This is a genomic window from Streptomyces sp. NPDC047043, from assembly GCF_040644055.1.
Taxonomy (GTDB): Bacteria; Actinomycetota; Actinomycetes; order Streptomycetales; family Streptomycetaceae; genus Streptomyces.
Genome location: NZ_JBEYVO010000003.1, coordinates 12,773 through 29,896, shown reverse-complemented (window position 1 = coordinate 29,896; position 17,124 = coordinate 12,773). Strand labels below are relative to the sequence as shown.

15 protein-coding genes and 2 tRNA genes are annotated in these 17,124 nt (G+C 68.6%); 10 read left to right on the top strand and 7 right to left on the bottom strand.

The features are described from left to right. Positions 1 to 27: 27 nt before the first annotated feature. Positions 28 to 525 carry a DUF3830 family protein gene (locus ABZ880_RS05340; protein ID WP_361257196.1) on the bottom strand — a complete coding sequence of 166 codons (498 nt, stop codon included), beginning with the start codon at positions 523 to 525 and terminating at the stop codon, positions 28 to 30. 47 nt (positions 526 to 572) lie between these two features. On the opposite strand from ABZ880_RS05340, the gene ehuB reads away from it, so the two are divergent. The 6 genes from ehuB (at position 573) to ABZ880_RS05310 (ending at position 4,802) form a co-directional block, all read left to right on the top strand. Next, the gene (ehuB, locus tag ABZ880_RS05335; RefSeq protein ID WP_361257193.1) at positions 573 to 1,487 is read left to right on the top strand and encodes an ectoine/hydroxyectoine ABC transporter substrate-binding protein EhuB; all 915 of its coding nucleotides are present in this window, start codon (positions 573 to 575) and stop codon (positions 1,485 to 1,487) included. After that, positions 1,484 to 2,206: an ectoine/hydroxyectoine ABC transporter permease subunit EhuC gene (gene ehuC, locus ABZ880_RS05330; RefSeq protein ID WP_361257190.1), complete on the top strand. Its 723-nt coding sequence runs from the start codon at positions 1,484 to 1,486 to the stop codon at positions 2,204 to 2,206. Before ehuB ends, ehuC begins: the two co-directional genes overlap by 4 nt. After that, positions 2,203 to 2,853: an ectoine/hydroxyectoine ABC transporter permease subunit EhuD gene (gene ehuD, locus ABZ880_RS05325; RefSeq protein WP_361257187.1), complete on the top strand. Its 651-nt coding sequence runs from the start codon at positions 2,203 to 2,205 to the stop codon at positions 2,851 to 2,853. The genes ehuC and ehuD overlap by 4 nt, the downstream gene beginning before the upstream one ends. Before the next feature lie 10 nt (positions 2,854 to 2,863). Further along, the gene (gene ehuA, locus ABZ880_RS05320; protein ID WP_361257184.1) at positions 2,864 to 3,640 is read left to right on the top strand and encodes an ectoine/hydroxyectoine ABC transporter ATP-binding protein EhuA; all 777 of its coding nucleotides are present in this window, start codon (positions 2,864 to 2,866) and stop codon (positions 3,638 to 3,640) included. Positions 3,641 to 3,863: 223 nt separating this feature from the next. Next, on the top strand, positions 3,864 to 4,622 hold the full coding sequence (locus ABZ880_RS05315; RefSeq protein WP_361258158.1) for an IclR family transcriptional regulator C-terminal domain-containing protein: 759 nt from the start codon (positions 3,864 to 3,866) through the stop codon (positions 4,620 to 4,622). A gap of 106 nt (positions 4,623 to 4,728) precedes the next feature. After that, positions 4,729 to 4,802: transfer RNA gene (locus tag ABZ880_RS05310), tRNA-Lys, on the top strand. A gap of 139 nt (positions 4,803 to 4,941) precedes the next feature. On the opposite strand, the gene ABZ880_RS05305 is transcribed toward ABZ880_RS05310, so the two are convergent. The 5 genes from ABZ880_RS05305 to ABZ880_RS05285 form a co-directional block, all read right to left on the bottom strand. Further along, positions 4,942 to 6,609, bottom strand: a complete 1,668-nt coding sequence (locus tag ABZ880_RS05305) for an AMP-binding protein (RefSeq protein ID WP_361257181.1) — start codon at positions 6,607 to 6,609, stop codon at positions 4,942 to 4,944. Positions 6,610 to 6,643: 34 nt separating this feature from the next. Beyond that, positions 6,644 to 7,126, bottom strand: a complete 483-nt coding sequence (locus tag ABZ880_RS05300) for a DUF3592 domain-containing protein (RefSeq protein WP_361257178.1) — start codon at positions 7,124 to 7,126, stop codon at positions 6,644 to 6,646. Between the two features lie 76 nt (positions 7,127 to 7,202). Further along, a complete protein-coding gene (locus tag ABZ880_RS05295; protein WP_361257175.1) occupies positions 7,203 to 7,808 on the bottom strand; it encodes a lytic polysaccharide monooxygenase in 606 nt (201 codons plus the stop codon). A 122-nt stretch (positions 7,809 to 7,930) separates the two neighbouring features. Next, positions 7,931 to 9,046, bottom strand: coding sequence for an SPFH domain-containing protein (locus ABZ880_RS05290; protein ID WP_361257172.1), 1,116 nt, complete (start codon positions 9,044 to 9,046; stop codon positions 7,931 to 7,933). A gap of 77 nt (positions 9,047 to 9,123) precedes the next feature. After that, positions 9,124 to 10,605, bottom strand: coding sequence for a peptidoglycan-binding protein (locus ABZ880_RS05285; RefSeq protein WP_361257169.1), 1,482 nt, complete (start codon positions 10,603 to 10,605; stop codon positions 9,124 to 9,126). Positions 10,606 to 10,792: 187 nt separating this feature from the next. Between ABZ880_RS05285 and ABZ880_RS05280 the strand changes: the two genes are divergently transcribed. The 4 genes from ABZ880_RS05280 (at position 10,793) to ABZ880_RS05265 (ending at position 15,939) form a co-directional block, all read left to right on the top strand. Then, a tRNA-Lys gene (locus tag ABZ880_RS05280) sits at positions 10,793 to 10,866 on the top strand. Between the two features lie 104 nt (positions 10,867 to 10,970). Further along, positions 10,971 to 11,687 (top strand): FadR/GntR family transcriptional regulator, encoded by a 717-nt coding sequence (locus tag ABZ880_RS05275; RefSeq protein WP_361257166.1) that lies wholly within the window; start codon positions 10,971 to 10,973, stop codon positions 11,685 to 11,687. Between the two features lie 317 nt (positions 11,688 to 12,004). Beyond that, positions 12,005 to 14,005, top strand: coding sequence for a glycosyltransferase family 2 protein (locus ABZ880_RS05270; protein WP_361257163.1), 2,001 nt, complete (start codon positions 12,005 to 12,007; stop codon positions 14,003 to 14,005). Next, the gene (locus ABZ880_RS05265; RefSeq protein ID WP_361257160.1) at positions 14,002 to 15,939 is read left to right on the top strand and encodes a kelch motif-containing protein; all 1,938 of its coding nucleotides are present in this window, start codon (positions 14,002 to 14,004) and stop codon (positions 15,937 to 15,939) included. Before ABZ880_RS05270 ends, ABZ880_RS05265 begins: the two co-directional genes overlap by 4 nt. A gap of 20 nt (positions 15,940 to 15,959) precedes the next feature. Here ABZ880_RS05265 and ABZ880_RS05260 read toward each other — a convergent pair whose 3' ends face one another. Continuing rightward, positions 15,960 to 16,970, bottom strand: coding sequence for a glycoside hydrolase family 6 protein (locus tag ABZ880_RS05260; protein ID WP_361257157.1), 1,011 nt, complete (start codon positions 16,968 to 16,970; stop codon positions 15,960 to 15,962). Between the last annotated feature and the right edge of the window lie 154 nt (positions 16,971 to 17,124).

Here is a 17,124-nt window from a genome sequence, read left to right as displayed (position 1 = left end):
CCAAGTCTGCACGAGGGCAGGCTGTTTCTATCCCGCGCGCCGGAACCTCAGCGTCTCCCCCGCCGCCCCCGACCGCCAAAGGTCGTTGCAGCCCTCGGCCATCTCCGCCAGGCCCTCGACGACCTGGCCCCAGACGATGCCCGGCACCCAGCCGACGTCGGCGTTCAGCAGCAGGTTGTTGCGTTCGTAGAACAGGGCCAGGTCCACCACCGTCGTACCGGCGCGGACCTCTCGGTCGTAGCCGTACGCCTTCGTTCCCAGCTCCGTTCCCGCGAAGGAGAAATAGCAGAGATCTCCGGGAATCGGGGTAACTGTCGGATTTTCCAGGGGTGGTTCCGATGCCGCGAACGGCGGGAAAAGGGCGTAGATCTCGTTACGGGCGTATTTCGCATGATAGACGTCGCTGCCCAGTGGAAGGGCGTCCCACACGGCCGCGCAGGTGAGCGGGGCGCGGTCGTCCAGCAGTTTTGCCGTGCAGGTGATTCCACGCTTGACCAGCGAGACTTCGATGTAGCGGTCAGCCATGCATCCCATGGTGCATACATCGCATGCTCTCGGGTAGCCGCGCCGCCATGGCTCCACCTTTTGGGAACGACAGATACACACCCGGACCCACACGCCGGTCGCTGCTCGCGGGGGTGGCGGCGCTCGGTGCGCTGGGCGCCGCGGGTTGCAGTCGCGTGGCGACCGCGTCGACGACGGAAGGCGGTGAACTGCTCGACCGGCTGAAGGCGGCAGGTGTCGTACGGCTGGGAATAGCGGGTGAGATCCCCTTCGGGTACATCGACAAGAACGGCGAACTGACCGGCGAGGCGCCGGAATTGGCCAAGGTCGTCTTCAAACGGCTCGGCGTCGACAAGGTGCAGGCCGTGCCGACGGAGTTCGGCTCGCTGATTCCGGGCCTGAACTCGCAGCAGTTCGACGTCGTCGCGGCCGGGATGTACGTCAATCCCGAGCGCTGCCAGCAGGTCATATTCGCCGACCCCGATTACCAGATGCTCGACTCCTTCATCGTGCGCAAGGGGAACCCGAAGGGCCTGCACGACTACAAGGACGTCGTCGCGAAGAAGGCCAAGTTCGCGACCGGCACCGGCTATGCGGAGATCCAGTACGCCGTCGAGGCGGGGTACAAGGAGAGCGACATCCTGATCGTGCCGGACCAGGTCGCCGGGATGAACGCCGTGGAGGCGGGGCGCGTCGACGTCTTCGCCGGTACGGCGCTCACCACCCGGGAGGTCGTCAAGAAGTCCTCCAAGACCGAGGCGACCAAGGCCTTCGCACCGCTCGTCAAGGGCAAGCCCCATGTCGACGGGGGCGCCTTCGCCTTCCGGCCGACCGAGACGAAGCTGCGGGACGCCTTCAACGTCGAGCTGCACAAGCTGAAGGAGAGCGGCGAGCTGTTCCGGATTCTGCAGCCCTTCGGCTTCACCAAGGCCGAGATGACCGATCTCACGGCCAAGGAGCTGTGCGGAGGGAAGAGCGGATGACCTCGGGACTCTGGGACCTCGTACTCCACGGAATCTGGGTCACCGTCCAGCTGCTGGTCCTCAGCGGACTGGTGGCCGCGGCGGTCGCCTTCGGCGTCGGCATGGCCCGCACCCACCGGCTGTGGATCGTCCGCTTCCTCGCGGGCGTCTACACCGAGGTGTTCCGCGGGACCTCCGCCCTGATCATGATCTTCTGGGTGTTCTTCGTGCTGCCGGTCGCCTTCGGCTGGCAGCTGGTGCCCCTGTGGGCCGGCACGCTCGCGCTCGGCCTGACCTACGGGGCGTACGGCGCCGAGATCGTGCGCGGCGCGCTGAACTCCGTCGACCCGGCGCAGCGCGAGGGCGGGATCGCCCTCAGCTTCACGCCCTGGCAGCGGATGCGGCTGGTCCTGCTGCCACAGGCGGTGCCGGAGATGATCCCCTCCTTCTCCAACCTGCTCATCGAACTGCTGAAGGGCACCGCGCTGGTGTCCGTCATGGGCATGGGCGACCTGGCCTTCAGCGCCAACCTGGTGCGCCTGGCACTGCAGGAGAGCGCGGAGATCTACACGTACGTCCTGCTGATCTACTTCGTCATCGCCTTCCTGCTCACACGGGGGATGCGCGGACTGGAACGCAAGCTCAAGGCAGGGCTCGGCAAGCAGGTCGGGCGCACGCCCGAACAGGAGCTGCGCCGTCCTGAGACGACCGGCGTGGGCGCGGGAGGTGCTCTCGGATGACCTGGGACTGGAGCGCGGTCTCCGACTTCATGCCGAAGTTCTGGGACGGACTGCTGGTCACCCTGCAGATCCTCGCCCTCGGCTCGCTGATCTCCTTCGCGCTGGGCCTGGTGTGGGCACTGCTGATGCGGACGCCGACGCGCTGGGTGCGCTGGCCGGTCGGGGTGGTCACGGAGTTCATCCGCGACACCCCGCTGCTGGTGCAGCTTTTCTTCTTCTTCTACGTGCTGCCCGAGTGGGGTCTGACGTGGTCCGCGCTGACCACGGGCATCTGCGCGATCGGCCTGCACTACTCGACGTACACGATGCAGGTCTACCGGGCCGGCATCGAGGCGGTCCCGGCCGGCCAGTGGGAGGCCGCGACCGCGCTGAACCTGCCGGTGCGCCGCACCTGGACCGTGGTGATCCTGCCGCAGGCGATCCGCCGGGTCGTCCCGGCCCTCGGCAACTACGTCATCGCGATGCTCAAGGACACACCGATCCTGATGACGATCACCGTTCTGGAGATGCTCGGCCAGGCACGGCTGTTCTCCCAGGAGCACTTCCAGTTCACCGAGCCCCTGACGGTCATCGGTGTGGCCTTCATCGTCATCGCCTACCCGGCTTCCCTTCTCGTACGAGCCCTGGAGCGACGCCTTGTCCGCTGACACCCCTCTGATGAAAGATCCCGACGCGAGCGCCAACCCGCCGGTGGACGGCAGCGAACTGATCCGCTTCGAGAACGTCACCAAGCGCTTCGGGTCCAACACGGTGCTGGACCGGCTCGACTTCTCCGTCGAGTCCGGCAAGCACGTCACGCTGATCGGCCCGTCCGGCTCCGGCAAGACGACGATCCTGCGGCTGCTGATGACCCTCACCAAGCCGGAGGAGGGCACGATCACGGTCGCCGGGGACCAGCTCTTCCCGGCCCCGGAGAAGCAGATCCGCGAGGTCCGCAAGAAGATCGGGATGGTGTTCCAGCAGTTCAACCTGTTCCCGAACATGTCGGTGCTGCGCAACATCACCGAGGCCCCGGTCACCGTCCTCGGCCTGTCCAAGGACGAGGCGGAGGCGCGCGCCCGTGAGCTGCTGGAGCTGGTGGGTCTCGCCGACAAGTGCGACGCCCGCCCGACCCAGCTGTCCGGCGGCCAGCAGCAGCGGGTGGCGATCGCCCGGGCGCTGGCGATGCGGCCGCAGGTGCTGCTGCTGGACGAGGTGACCTCGGCGCTCGACCCGGAGCTGGTCGCGGGTGTCCTGGACGTCCTGCGCGACATCGCCCGCACCACCGACATCACGATGCTCTGCGTGACCCACGAGATGAACTTCGCGCGGGACATCTCGGACCAGGTGCTGATGTTCGACTCGGGCCGGGTCATCGAGTCGGGGCCGCCGGAGAAGATCTTCAGCGAGCCCGAGAACGACCGGACCCGGGAATTTCTCAGCGCGGTGCTCTGACGTCGGGAAGGCTTCAGAGGTTGAACGTGGTTCAACCTCCGAGGTCCCGACGCCGGGTCATGTCATCGGCATATGCCAGAGTGCCTGAGTCCCTGTTGAGAGCGGTACGGCGGGGTCGGAATCTCGTCAACAGCCGCTCACAACAAGCCTCTTGACCGTTATCGTGGAAGAGATTCGCTGTCCGGATTACGGCCCAGTAGTGAGCGAGCGCAGGGGGAACACCGTGGCGCTGAAGCACGAGCCGACCGCGCCGTACCACTCGGCCCAGGACGCCCTGCGCGTCCTGGAGACCGTGGCGCGGCACACCGCCGGAATCACCGACACCGAGCTCGCCCGGCTCACCGGCCTCACACCGGAGCGGCTGACCACCCTCCTGAGGATGCTGCGCCGCGAGGGCTACGTCGAGCAGATCACCGACGGCGCGTATGTCACCGGGGACGCGCTCACCCGCCTCGGCTCCGCCCAGGGCAGGGAACAGGCGCTGCGCGAGAAGCTCCAGCGCACCCTGGACCGGCTGCGCGACTCCGTGGGCGCGGCCGTGTACCTGAGCTCGTACGTCGACGGCGAGGTCAGGGTCGCCCAGTACGCCGACGGACCCACCACCCCGGTGGTCAACGAGTGGGTGGACTTCCGCTACTCGGCCCACGCCACCGCGATAGGCAAGAGCCTCCTCGGCCAGCTCGACCACAACAGCCGCCGCGACCATCTCTCCCGCCACAAGCTGGCGCGTCTCACCTCGCGCACGATCACCAGCGACCGGCTCCTGCTCTCCCGCCTGGAGTCCCAGCCGCCGACCGTGCCCCACCTCGACCTCCAGGAGTACGCGGTCGGCACGGTCTGCGCGGCCGTCCCGATCAGCGCCGGCTCCTCGGTCGGCTGCCTGGCCCTGTCCCTCCCGGTGGAGGACGCCCACCGTCTGCGCCAGGCCGCGGACGCCCTGAACCGGAACGCGGCGCCGGTGCTGCTGTCCCTGGCGATCTAGACGTTCCGACCGCCCCGGCCGGTGGTCGGAAGCACCCCTTCGGACCAGGTACTATTTTCTTCGTCGCCGTCCGCGAGACACAGATCAAGCGGTCGGCGCGAGTCATGCGCCGCTAGCTCAGTTGGTTAGAGCAGCTGACTCTTAATCAGCGGGTCCGGGGTTCGAGTCCCTGGCGGCGCACCGACAGTGAAGGCCTCTCGTGGGAGCGAGAGGCCTTCGCCATTGGGACAGATATTTCCCGGGTCCTGCACGAGCGGCTGGGGGTCCGGGGGCCGCGCGGCGGAGCCGCACATCAACACAGCCCCCGGGGAATGCAGCATCAGCGGGTCCGGGGGTCGAGTCCCTGGCGGCGCACCGGTGAAGGGCCTCTCGTGGGAGCGAGAGGCCCTTCGGCGTCTTCAGCGCGGGCCAGCCTCCGGTACGCCCGCTCCCCCGGCGGCCGCCACCACACCGGATCCGCGCAGCGCACCCCCTCGCGCCTGAGCCGCCCCCGGTGGATCTTGTTCGTCGCCGTGACCGGCATCCGCTCCACGACCCGTACGAACCGGGGCGCCATCTTCGTCCCGAGATCGGGCTGGGCGGCCAGGAACCCGGCGAAGGCCACCGGCTCGAAGCTCCCCGCGACCGTCGCCATCACCTGGTCCCCGGTGACCGGATCCGGCACCGCGTACACGGCGACGGCGTCGGCACCCTCGTACCGCGCGAGGATGTTCTCGATCATCGCGGCGGCCAGGTTCTCGCCGTCGACGCGGATGCGGTCGTCGGTGCGGCCGGCGAAGTAGAGGTAGCCGTCGGCGTCGCGGCAGAACAGGTCGCCGGTCCAGTACCAGCCCCCGTGCCGCCGCTCGGCCTCCGCCTCCGGGTTGCGCCAGTACCCCTCGAAGGGGTTGGGCCCCTGGTTCACCAACTCCCCTATGGCCGCTTCCCCGTTGAGCAGCCGCCCGGCCGCATCGAAGCGGGCGGTCGGGCACTCTGCGCGGGTCTCCGGATCGAGTACGACGAGACCGGGCGCCGCCCGCCCCACCGCCCCGGCCGGCGTCCCCGGCGACCACTGCACGGCCGCCCCGCCCTCCGAGGACCCGTACCCCTCCACCAGCCGTACCCCGAACCGCCGCTCGAAGGCCGCCGCGTCCACCGCCCCCGCCTCGGTCCCGAAGCCGAGCCGGAGGGGGTTGTCGCGGTCGTCGTCGCGCTCCTCGGTGGCGAGGATGTACTGCACGGCCCGCCCGACATAGGTGAAGTACGTCGCCCCGAACTTCCGTACGTCCGTCAGGAATCCGGAGGCCGAGAAGCGCCGCCTGAGCGCCACGCCCGCCCCGGCCGCCAGCGCGGGCGCCCAGTCGGCGATCACCGCGTTGCCGTGGAACATCGGCATGCAGACGTAGTGCACGTCCTCGCGCCGCACCCCGAACTGCCCGACCAGCGAGGCACCGGCGGCCGCGAGCCGGCCCTGGGTGCAGATCGCGGCCTTGGGGGCGCCGGTCGAGCCCGAGGTGAAGTACAGCAGGAACCGGTCCCCGGGAGCGGCACGGGAGGCGTCCGGCTCGGCGGTCGTATACGGCGCGAGGAGGTCCTCGTACCCCTCGCCGTCGGTCAACAGCAGCCGTACGCCGGGGAGTTCGAGGCCGGCGAGGAGCGGGAGGTGGGCGCGCTCGGTGATGACGATGCGGCACTCGGTGTGCAGGATGTCGCGGGCGAGTTCGGCGCCGCGGCGGGTGGGGTTGATACCGGCGACGGCTGCTCCGGCCAGGGCTGCCGCGCCCAACCACAGTGGATATTCAGGGGTGTTGTCGAGCAGCACCCCCACGTGGGGCTCGGCGCCGGGCGGCAGGAGGTCGGCCAGCAGTGCCGCCCGGGCCGCGGCGCCCGCGGCCACCTCGTGGTGGGTGAACACACGCTCCCCGCACCACAGCCCCGCACGGTGGTCGCCCCACCGCTCCGCCACGAGTTCCGCGACCGTGCGCCGCTTGGCCTCCCTGGACTCCATGGGGGCGCACGGTAGTTGACGTACCGTCAGATTGCTACGGCATCGTCGACGAGTACCCGGAGCCGTCCGAGCCGGAATTCTCCGTGTGGAACGTGACCATGAAGCCGATGCAGAACGCCACGAACACCCCGAGGAAGGCCAGGATCCCGAGGGTCGACGCCGCCTGCTTGACGCGGGCCGGCGCGTGGGCCGTGGCGACCACGTCCCCCTTGCCGTCCGTGTAGTAGACCGTGACGAGGTCGCCCTCGAGGCGGGTCGCGGGGCCGTCCTCCTCCTCGAAACGGATCAGGCGGCCGCCGTGGGTCGTGAACTCGTAGACGTGGTGGAGAGTGGTCCGGACCCGGCTGTGCTCGCCGCCGCCATGGGTCGTGGTGAACATCCGCAGACAGCGGCCCTGCGCGGTGAGCCCGCTGTTCCAGGCCGCTCGCACCTGCAGACCGCGGCGCACCACGCGGTAGATCATGAAGAGTGCCGCGGCCAGCATCAGGCTGGGCACGAGGTAGAACAGCACATCCATGGCTTCCCCCGAGGTCAGGTACTGCTTGGTGCGGTGAACCTACCCCCGGGGAAAGCCCGTTTGCCTCAAGCAATGCTCAGAAGGTCACATCGGAGCAGGCGTAGAACGCGTTGCCCGTGTCCGCGATCGTCCACACCGCGAGGATCACGTGGTGGCCGCTCAGCCCGGACGGCAGGGTGCCGCTGTGGGAGAGGGTGGCCGGGGGACGCTGACCGTTGTACGGCACCGTGAGGAACGGTGTGGTGTTGAGGTCGGAGCGGGCCAGGTTGTGGTTCTGGTTCCAGCCCGGCTTGGTGACGTAGTACTTGAAGTCGGTCGTGGCGTGCATGGCGGTGAACTGCCAGCGGAACGTGTAGCTCTGACCGCCCGTCACCTTGATGGTGGGCCAGGCACCGCCGGACGGCGTCTTCGGCGAGCTGAGCTGACTGAACCTGCTGACACCGCCGTTGCATATCTGACCGTCGGCCGGTCCGGCGGCGGGGAAGCCCTTGGGGCCCTCGACGCTCTGCGGCTCCCACTGGATGTCGCCGCAGTTCGTCACGGTGCCGTTCTGACAGAGCTTCTGCCTGCTGATGGGGAGGTCGGTGTAGCCGTGGCTGCTCGCACCGCCGGCCGAGAGCACGAAGGCTCCGGTGGTGGCGAGACCCACCACGGCGGCGTACCACTTGGTCTTTTTGCGCATGCTGCCGCTCCCTGGAGAACGTGGGGGAGGTTCCTGAGGCGTGCAGGTCTAGACCAAGCTTCAGATTATTGCCGTTCGTTGAACATGTCCATACCAATCGCGGGGGTCAATTCCCGGCCGGCTCAGGGACCTTGCTCGCCGCGCCCCGCGCAGAACGCCACCGTCAAGTCCTTCACCAACGCCTTGCGTTCGTAGTCGTCCAGCTCCACCAGACCCCGCATGGTCAGCCGCGTCACCGTGTCCTCCACCGAGTCCACGACCGACGTGAGCACGCTCGCCCGCTGCTGCGCGTCCAGCGCGGCGATACGGCGGCGGTGCATCGCGGCGGCCACCTCGGGCGCGTACTCGACCCGGACCGGCCGGACGGAGAACACCTCGAGGCCGACCGGTGCCGTGTCCGCCACGACCAGGCGGGTCAGTGCGTCGACGGTCGCCTCCACCGAACTTCGCGTCCCGCCGGGCATCTCCACCGGCACCCGCGCGAGGGCCGCCTCGACACACTCGCGCAGATACGCCTCGTGGTCCTCGACGCCGAGCGTCGCCCGTGCGGTGTCCCGCACCCGCCACACCACCAGGACGACGGCCCGGAGCGCGACCCCGTTGCCGTCGGCCGCCGGCATCGGCTCGCTGCGCCAGTGCCGCAGCCGTACGTCGACCCGGCGGCGCAGCAGCAGCGGGTTGACCCACATCAGGCCGGTGCGCCGGACGGTCCCCCGGTAGCCGCCGAACAGCCCGAGCACCCAGGCCCGCCCGGTCCGCCCGCGGGCCAGCCCGCCGAAGCCGAACAGCCCGAGGGCCCCGGCACCCGCGTACGCCGCCCACTGCGCGGGACCGAGTCCGGCCCCCGCGTACGCCGGCAGCCGCAGTGCCGCCGTCGCGAGCGGCGGCAGGACGCCGGCCCACCACGAGGCGGCCACGCACCCGGCCGCTCCGCAGGCACCGGCGAGCACGCCCGCCGTGCCGGGCAGCACCCGGGCCGGGCGTTCGGCCAGTTCGGGGTCGACCTCGGGCACGGGCCGCGACTTCGCCGGGAGCGGGCGCCGGAACCGCGGCTGCTCCCCGGTCCCCTGGCGACGGGCCACGACCGCGGGCCTGAGCGGCACCGACACCGGGTCCGGGTCGTCGCGGAACAGCAGGTGGACGGGGATCTCGGTGGTCGCCTCGTTCTGAATGAGGCGACCGGGCCTGCCGCCCGGCCCCTCGGACTCGGGCGTGTGTGAAGTGGTCGTCGTACTCATGCGTGCCTCCAGCCTCCGCGCCAGATGCGTCACAACAGATGGGTGAGAAAAGAACCGCTGGACGGGGAACCGACCGCTCAGGAGAACAGCCGCCGCCACGTCTCCGGCCCCGGATGGCCGTCCGCCGCACCGCCCCGCCAGCCCTGGGCGCGCTGGAAGGCCTCGACGTTGCGCCGGTCCGCCTCGCTCCAGCGCGGTCCCGGCCCGGTCGTGTAGTACTTGCCGAACCCTTTCTTCACCAGCTGCGCCCCCAGCCGGGTGATGTACTCGTTGTCCGCACCGGGCCGGAACAACGCCCGCCCCGGATAGCCCTGCACCCCGTGCGAGGCCGGCACCGCCCGCCCCGCCGCCCCGGCCGCCGGGGCGGGCACCACCTGGCCCGCTTCCCCCGTCGCCGGAGCGGGCACCCCCTGACCCGCCTCCCCGGTCGCCGGAGCGGGCACCGCCTGACCCGCTTCCCCCGTCGCCGGAGCGGGCACCCCCTGGCCCGCTTCCCCCGTCGCCGGAGCGGGCACCCCCTGACCGGCGTCCCCGGTCGCCGGGATGTCCTTGCCCTTCCCGGACACCAGCAGCTCCCAGGTCTTCGGACCCGGCAGCCCGTCGGCGGCCGTGCCCTTCCAGCCCTGGGCCGTCTGGAAGGCCTGGGTGGCCTTGCGGTCCGCGCCGGACCAGCGCGGGCCCGGGCCCGAGGTGTAGAAGCGCTTGCCACCGCGCTTGACGAGCATCTGACCGAGCTGGGTGACGTACTTGTTGTTCGCGCCGGGACCGAAATACGCGGCTCCCGGGTACGGCGTCGGGGCGGTGGCCGGCGGATTCGGCTTCGGCCCCGACGCGTCGGCCGAGAGCCCCTTGTACCGGTAGGGGAGATAACTCTCCGAGTGGCTCCAGTAGCCGTACGGGGTGGCCTGCCGACGGGCGTGCGGCGGCGTCTGTTCGTAGGCGGTGTAGTAGGTGTGCGTGTAGTCCGTCCAGCCGCCGAAAATGACGACGTGCGAGCCCTTCTGTGGGTTCGCCGGATTGTGGAACAGCAGAATGTCGCCCGGCTGGAGTTCCTCCTTGGAAATGCGCTCCGCGAACTGGTCGAGGCTGCCGGTCCATTCGTTCTGCGGCAGGCTCCAGGCCATCGAGACGTAGCCCGAGCAGTCCTGCCGGTAACCGTCGGACCAGTACGCGGCCATGTCGTACGGCACCTGTGCGGCGACCCATTTCTTGGCCCGGTCGATGATCTCCGCGCGGGTGGTCAGGGGCGCCTTGACCGCACCCTTGGGCTTGGCCGGCTTGCCGGCCGGGCCGTACAGCGGAGCCCTGGGGCCCTGCGGGTTCTCTACCTCGTCACCTGCGGGAACGCCTGGTCCGAGGGGTGCGTACGGGGCCGCGATCGCCGGTGCCACGTGCCCCGCACCGAGCATCGCGGACGCGGCGGCCGCCACGATCACGGTCCGGTGGGCGGCCGGGTGCCGGCCCGACCGCGAATAGGGAAGGACGCGACGCCAGTGCGCGCATCCGGGGCAATCGCAGTCGCCTGCCGGATCGAATTCCTCGAATACCGGACTCGCCATGCGATTCCCCTCACACTCCAGATGGAAATGACCGCCTCTGTGCACGGTGATCAGTTTCCCAACGCTCTTCCCGACGCGCATGTTGACGGTCCGAATGATGTACGGCGCCCCGCAGCGGCCGGGTCCGCCCGGGCGCCCGGTGGTCCGGAGCACCCCCGGGCGTCCGGTAGAGTTGCCACGTCAGCAGGCGCCGCTAGCTCAGTTGGTTAGAGCAGCTGACTCTTAATCAGCGGGTCCGGGGTTCGAGTCCCTGGCGGCGCACCGACCGGAAGGCCCCTCGCGAGAGCGAGGGGCCTTCCGCATGCCCGGAACGGAGACTGTCCGGAACGGGGAACGCCCCTTGATTGGCCGGATACTCTCTGGCCATGGCAGCCCGTGACCTTCAAGAGCGGATCAAGAAGCTCATCATCGACCGCAGGCTTCCCTCCGGGGCGCCGCTGCCGACCGAGCCCGAGCTGATGGAGTTCCTGGGGGCGAGCCGGAACTCGGTGCGCGAGGCGCTGAAGGCGCTGCAGGCGATGGGCATCGTCGAGATCCGGCACGGCTTCGGGACCTACGTCGGGCCCATGTCCCTGGCTCCGATGATCGAGGGCCTCGCCTTCCGCACGGTCGCCGGGCACTACAGGGGAGAGGACTCCCTGCTCCAGCTGCTGGAGCTGCGCGAGGCGGTGGAGACGGGCCTCGTCTCGCGGCTCGCAGGACGGATTCCCGAACGGGACCTCCTTGAACTCGACGGGCTCGTGGGACGTATGGAACAACAGGCCGCGCAAGGAGGCGCCGGCCTCGCCGAGACCGACCGGGCCTTTCACGCCACCCTCTACCGGGGGCTGGACAACGTGCTGCTGGGTGAGGTCCTGGAGGCGTTCTGGGACGCCTTCCACCGGGTGCAGACCGACCTCGGGGGTGCGCCGCAGGATCCGAAAGTGACCTGCAGCCAGCACCGGGACATCCTGGACGCGGTGCGGTCCGGCGATTCCGTCCGGGCGGAGGAGGCCATAAGAGAGCACTTCGGCAACATCCGTGCCCGACTGTCCACAACTGGTCCACAAGACCCCCACAGGCGCCACAATGAACGCGTATGACCGGTAAACACCGCGTTTCGCATCTTGCGATCATGATGAACGCCGTAGAACCCTGTTTTTCAAGATGCTGCGGATACGCGGCAGTTGGGGGGCAAGTAAGCGGTTGCCGGGTTCGCGGGGATAGGGGGCCCCGTTCACGAACGGATGCCGAGGGGGGCATCATGCAACCGGAAGGTCGCGGTTCCATGTCTATGGGTGTGGAAAGTGTGGTGACTGCGGCCGGTCACTGATACGTCTGTGAAGAGTCGAGGGGGACTCGACAGCGGACGGAAGGAACCGACACAACACGCGGTGACCTGCGTGTGGGGGGATGACTCATGACGTCGACGCCGACGGGCGCCCGGCAAGACTTCGACCCGTCTGAAACCACCCAGCTCAGGGTGCCTTCGCACCGGAACAGCACGACGGGCCAGTTCCGCAGGATCAAGAAGAACCTGCCGAGATACGACTACGAGCACTACAGCCGGCTGGCCGGTCCCCTCACCCAGCCCGACCCGGACAAGCCGTACAAGGTGCAGTACCGCTCGCTGCTCTCGCAGGAGCCGCACCGGCTGCGCGCCGCGCTGATGCTGGGCGCCGCGCCGCTGCTGTCGCTGGTCCTGCTCGGCTGGCTGCTGCAGCCGGAGCACTGGACCGAACGCGACTACCCCGCCTTCGACTTCCTGCCGGCGCTCGACGTCGTGATGCTCGTCTCGATCGGTCTGATCGAGTTCTTCCGCTGCATGAACGTGCTGTCGAACGCGCACGCCACGCTGGTCGCCCGCGACCCGGTCCCGGTGGTGCCGGAGACCGGCACCAGAGTCGCCTTCATCACGACGTACGTGCCCGGCAAGGAACCCCTGGAGATGGTCACGAAGACCCTGGAAGCGGCCGTGCGGCTGCGGCACCGGGGCCTTCTGCATGTATGGCTCCTCGACGAGGGCGACGACGACGAGGTCAAGGCGGTCTGCGCGCGGCTCGGCGTACACCACTTCTCCCGCAAGGGAGTTGAGCAGTGGAACCAGAAGAAGGGCCCGTTCCGCGCCAAGACCAAGCACGGCAACTACAACTCCTGGCTGCAGGCGCACGGCGACGAGTACGACTACTTCGCCTCGGTCGACACCGACCACGTCCCGCTGCCCAACTACCTGGAGCGGATGCTCGGCTTCTTCCGCGACCCGGACGTCGGCTTCGTCATCGGCCCGCAGGTGTACGGCAACTACGACAACCCGATCACCAAGGCCGCCGAGTCTCAGCAGTTCCTCTTCCACGCGCTCATCCAGCGCGCGGGTAATTTCTACGGCGCCCCGATGTTCGTGGGCACGTCGAACGCCGTACGGATCAAGGCGCTCAAGCAGATCGGCGGTCTGTACGACTCGATCACCGAGGACATGGCGACCGGCTTCGAGATCCACCGGCACAAGAACCCGGCGACGGGCAGGAAGTGGCGGTCGGTGTACACGCCGGACGTGCTGGCGGTCGGTGAGGGCCCGGGTGCCTGGACGGACTTCTTCACACAGCAGCTGCGGTGGTCCCGGGGGACGTACGAGACGATCCTGAAGCAGTACTGGAAGGGCTGGTTCTCGCTGCCTCCGGGCAAGCTCTTCAACTACACGATGATGATCATCTTCTACCCGATGTCGGCCCTCAACTGGATCCTGGCGGCGCTGAGTTGTGCGCTGTTCCTGGGCCTGGGCGCCTCGGGTGTGAACATCGACCCGACGGTCTGGCTGATGCTGTACGGCAACGCATCCGCGCTGCAGATCGGCCTCTACATCTGGAACCGCCGGCACAACGTCTCCCCGCACGAGCCCGAGGGCTCCGGCGGTGTGGCGGGCATGGTGATGTCGGCGCTCTCCGCGCCGATCTACGCCCGCTCGCTGATGGACGCCGTGCTGCGCCGCAAGAGCAAGTTCGTGGTGACGCCCAAGGGCGACTCGGCGAGCCCGGACACCCTGTTCGGGACCTTCCGGATCCACCTGTTCTTCATCCTGGTCTTCGGCGCCTCCATCGGCGCCGGCTTCACGCTGGGGCACTCGCACCCGGCGATGATCATCTGGGCGACCTTCGCCCTGCTGATCACCGCGTCGCCGATCTTCGCCTGGCGGTACGGACTGCGGCAGGCGAAGAAACAGCCGCCCGCACCGGTCCAGCCGCCGGCGCAGGACCCGGCGGCGCCGCCCGCGACGGCCTACCAGCCGCAGCCGCTGCCGGCCCGGCAGCCGCCGCACGGCTCCGGGCACAAGCCCACCTGGGCCGCCTCCGGCACAGGCTCGGACGCGGGCAACGACCAGACGATGCAGATCGCCCTTGGTGGATTTGGGGGACGTAAGGAATGAACGACCGAGCAGGCCGCCGCCGCGCCCGTCGGCTCGCGATCGGCACGGCGGTGGTGCTCGCGCTGGCCGGGATGAACGGGCCTTGGCTCTACCGCGTCGGGACCGAGAAGTACCACGAGTACAAGATCAACAGACCCGAGTACAAGGCGGACAACGGGCACTGGGACATCGTCGAGTTCCCGCCCGAGTACCGCCAGGACACCATCCACGCGGCGCTTCTGCGCACCGGAAAGGTGCTGCTGATCGCGGGTTCGGGCAACAACCAGGACAACTTCGACGCGAAGAAGTTCGACACCCGGATCTGGGACCCGGTCAAGGGCACGATCAAGAAGATCCCGACGCCGAAGGACCTCTTCTGCACCGGCCACACGCAGTTGGCGAACGGCAATCTGCTGATCGCGGGCGGCACCAAGCGGTACGAGAAGCTGAAGGGCGATGTCACCAAGGCCGGCGGCCTGATGGTGGTGCACAACGAGAACCCGGACAAGCCGATCACCCTGCCCGCGGGAACGAAGTTCACGGGCAAGGAGAACGGCAAGACCTTCGTGTCCAAGGACCCGGTGCTCGTGCCGCGCGCGAAGAAGGTCTTCGACAAGGCGACCGGGAAGTTCCTGCGCAACGACCCCGGTCTGGGGCGGATTTACGTCGAGGCGAAGAAGAGCGGCACCAAGTACGAGACGGGTACCCAGGACAACTACCGCATCCAGGGCCTGACCGGCACCGAGGCGCGCAACACGTACGGCATCGCGCAGAAGCTCGCGCTCGACAAGAAGGACTTCCAGGGGATCCGGGACGCCTTCGAGTTCGATCCGGTCGCCGAGAAGTACATCAAGGTCGACCCGATGAACGAGGCCCGCTGGTACCCGACGCTCACGACGCTGAGCGACGGCAAGATCCTCAGCGTCTCCGGGCTCGACGACATCGGGCAGTTGGTGCCGGGCAAGAACGAGATCTTCGACCCGGCGACCAAGAAGTGGACGTACACGAAGAAGATCCGGCAGTTCCCGACGTACCCGGCGCTGTTCCTCCTGCAGAACGGCAAGATCTTCTACTCGGGGTCGAATGCGGGGTACGGGCCGGACAACGTCGGTCGCATTCCGGGTATTTGGGATGTCGACACCAACAAGTTCACGAAACTGCCCGGGCTCAGCGACGCGAACGAGATGGAGACGTCCGGGACGGTGCTGCTGCCTCCGGCGCAGGACGAGAAGTACATGGTGATCGGCGGCGGTGGCGTCGGCGAGTCCGCGAAGTCCAGCAACAGGACGCGGCTGATCGATCTGAAGGACAAGAACCCGAAGTTCACGGACGGGCCGACGCTGGAGAAGGGCACGCGGTATCCGCAGTCCTCGATCCTGCCGGACGACTCGGTGCTGGTCTCGGGCGGTTCGGAGGACTACCGGGGTCGCGGCGACTCCAACATCCTGCAGGCGCGGCTGTACAACACGGACACCAATTCCTTCGAGCGGGTGGCTGATCCGCTGGTGGGTCGGAACTACCACTCCGGGTCGATCCTGCTGCCCGACGGGCGGGTGATGTTCTTCGGGTCGGACTCGCTGTACGGCGACAAGGCGAACACGAAGCCGGGGAAGTTCGAGCAGCGGATCGAGATCTACACGCCGCCGTATCTGTACCGGGATTCCCGGCCGTCACTCTCGGGCGGTCCGCAGACGATCGCCCGGGGCGGGACGGGGACGTTCACCTCACCACAGGCCTCCGCCATCAAGAAGGTGCGGCTGATCCGGCCCAGTGCGTCGACCCACGTCACGGATGTCGATCAGCGGTCGATCGCACTGGACTTCAAGACGTCCGGCAACAAGATCACGGTGACCGTGCCGAAGAACAAGAACCTGGTGCAGTCCGGGTGGTACATGCTGTTCGTCGACGACGACCAGGGAACACCGAGCAAGGCGCAGTGGGTCAAGGTCCCGTAGCCGGTCAGTAGCTTCGGCGGCTACTGACTGGCCTTGGCAAGGGCGAGTGCATAACTCGCCCACCACTGGCCCGCCTTGGGCCCGCCCTTGCACGTGCCGTCCGACTCCCCGGGGCGCTTGACCCACACATAGGCGTCCACCAGCGGGTCCGACGTCTTCGTCGTCGGGGACTCGCCCAGTTTGCGGCCCGGGGGGTTGCACCAGTTCTCGTCGGCCTTTCCGGCCGTGTACGGGCCGTTGCCGTTGCGGCTGGTGTCGATGACGAAGTGCTTGTTGCCCACCTTGGCGGAGAGCTGCTTGCCGTAGGCGATGGAATCCTTCGTCGAGTAGAAGTTGGAGACGTTGACCGCGAAGCCGTCGGCCTGGGCGATGCCGGCCCACTGGAGGGGCTCGAAGATCTGGTCGGGGTGACCCCAGCCGGCATTGCCCGCGTCCAGGTAGACCTTGGTGTTCTTCAGGGACTTGAGCTTGGTGATCGCGCCCTTGAGGAGGTCGTAGCGCTCCTCGTGGAACTCGTCCGGGGTGCAGCCGTCCACCAGGTGCAGTACGGCGTCCGGTTCGAGGATGACCGTGGCGGGGCGGTCGCCGATGCCCGCCGCGACGCCGTCGATCCAGGTGCGGTAGGCGTTGCCGTCGGCCGCGCCGCCCTGCGAGTACTGGCCGCAGTCGCGGTGCGGGATGTTGTAGAGGACGAGCAGGGCCGTGCGGTCGGCCTTCTCGGCGGCCTCCGTGAAGCCCTTGGCCTCCTGCTCGGGGTTCTCCGGGCCGATCCACTCGCCGGTCGGCTGCTCGGCGATCTTGCGGATCTGCTCGGCGGCGTCGTCCTTGCCGGACTTCTCGTAGGCGGCGACCTGCTTCGCCGCGTTGCCGTCCGGGTTGACCCAGAACGGATCGCTGCTCTTGGGCTGTTGGGTGATCTTCGCGCCGGCGTCCTCGTCGCCGTCGCCTCCGGAGGAACACCCCGCGGCGAGCAGTGCCGCCCCCAGCACCGCCGCGGAAGCCCGCATTCCGGCCCCCCTCATGCCGTACATCCAACTCCCCCTTGGGTGCACTGGTCGAAGTCTCAATCCTGACATACGCCTCGCCGCGCCCACGAGATCGCCCGGGCCTTGTCGGCGAGCTGTTACAGCACCGGGGGTCGTGCCCAACGGGTGGCGTACGACGCCGAGTTGCGTCCCACGGGGC

Coding starts and splice junctions, on each gene's coding strand:
- ABZ880_RS05300 (WP_361257178.1), bottom strand. CDS start 7,126: ATGGATGTGCTGTTCTACCTCGTGCCCAGCCTGATGCTGGCCGCGGCA.
- ABZ880_RS05265 (WP_361257160.1), top strand. CDS start 14,002: ATGAACGACCGAGCAGGCCGCCGCCGCGCCCGTCGGCTCGCGATCGGC.
- ABZ880_RS05290 (WP_361257172.1), bottom strand. CDS start 9,046: ATGAGTACGACGACCACTTCACACACGCCCGAGTCCGAGGGGCCGGGC.
- ehuD (WP_361257187.1), top strand. CDS start 2,203: ATGACCTGGGACTGGAGCGCGGTCTCCGACTTCATGCCGAAGTTCTGG.
- ABZ880_RS05295 (WP_361257175.1), bottom strand. CDS start 7,808: ATGCGCAAAAAGACCAAGTGGTACGCCGCCGTGGTGGGTCTCGCCACC.
- ABZ880_RS05270 (WP_361257163.1), top strand. CDS start 12,005: ATGACGTCGACGCCGACGGGCGCCCGGCAAGACTTCGACCCGTCTGAA.
- ehuA (WP_361257184.1), top strand. CDS start 2,864: ATGAAAGATCCCGACGCGAGCGCCAACCCGCCGGTGGACGGCAGCGAA.
- ehuC (WP_361257190.1), top strand. CDS start 1,484: ATGACCTCGGGACTCTGGGACCTCGTACTCCACGGAATCTGGGTCACC.
- ABZ880_RS05260 (WP_361257157.1), bottom strand. CDS start 16,970: ATGTACGGCATGAGGGGGGCCGGAATGCGGGCTTCCGCGGCGGTGCTG.
- ehuB (WP_361257193.1), top strand. CDS start 573: ATGGCTCCACCTTTTGGGAACGACAGATACACACCCGGACCCACACGC.
- ABZ880_RS05285 (WP_361257169.1), bottom strand. CDS start 10,605: ATGGCGAGTCCGGTATTCGAGGAATTCGATCCGGCAGGCGACTGCGAT.
- ABZ880_RS05340 (WP_361257196.1), bottom strand. CDS start 525: ATGGCTGACCGCTACATCGAAGTCTCGCTGGTCAAGCGTGGAATCACC.
- ABZ880_RS05305 (WP_361257181.1), bottom strand. CDS start 6,609: ATGGAGTCCAGGGAGGCCAAGCGGCGCACGGTCGCGGAACTCGTGGCG.
- ABZ880_RS05275 (WP_361257166.1), top strand. CDS start 10,971: ATGGCAGCCCGTGACCTTCAAGAGCGGATCAAGAAGCTCATCATCGAC.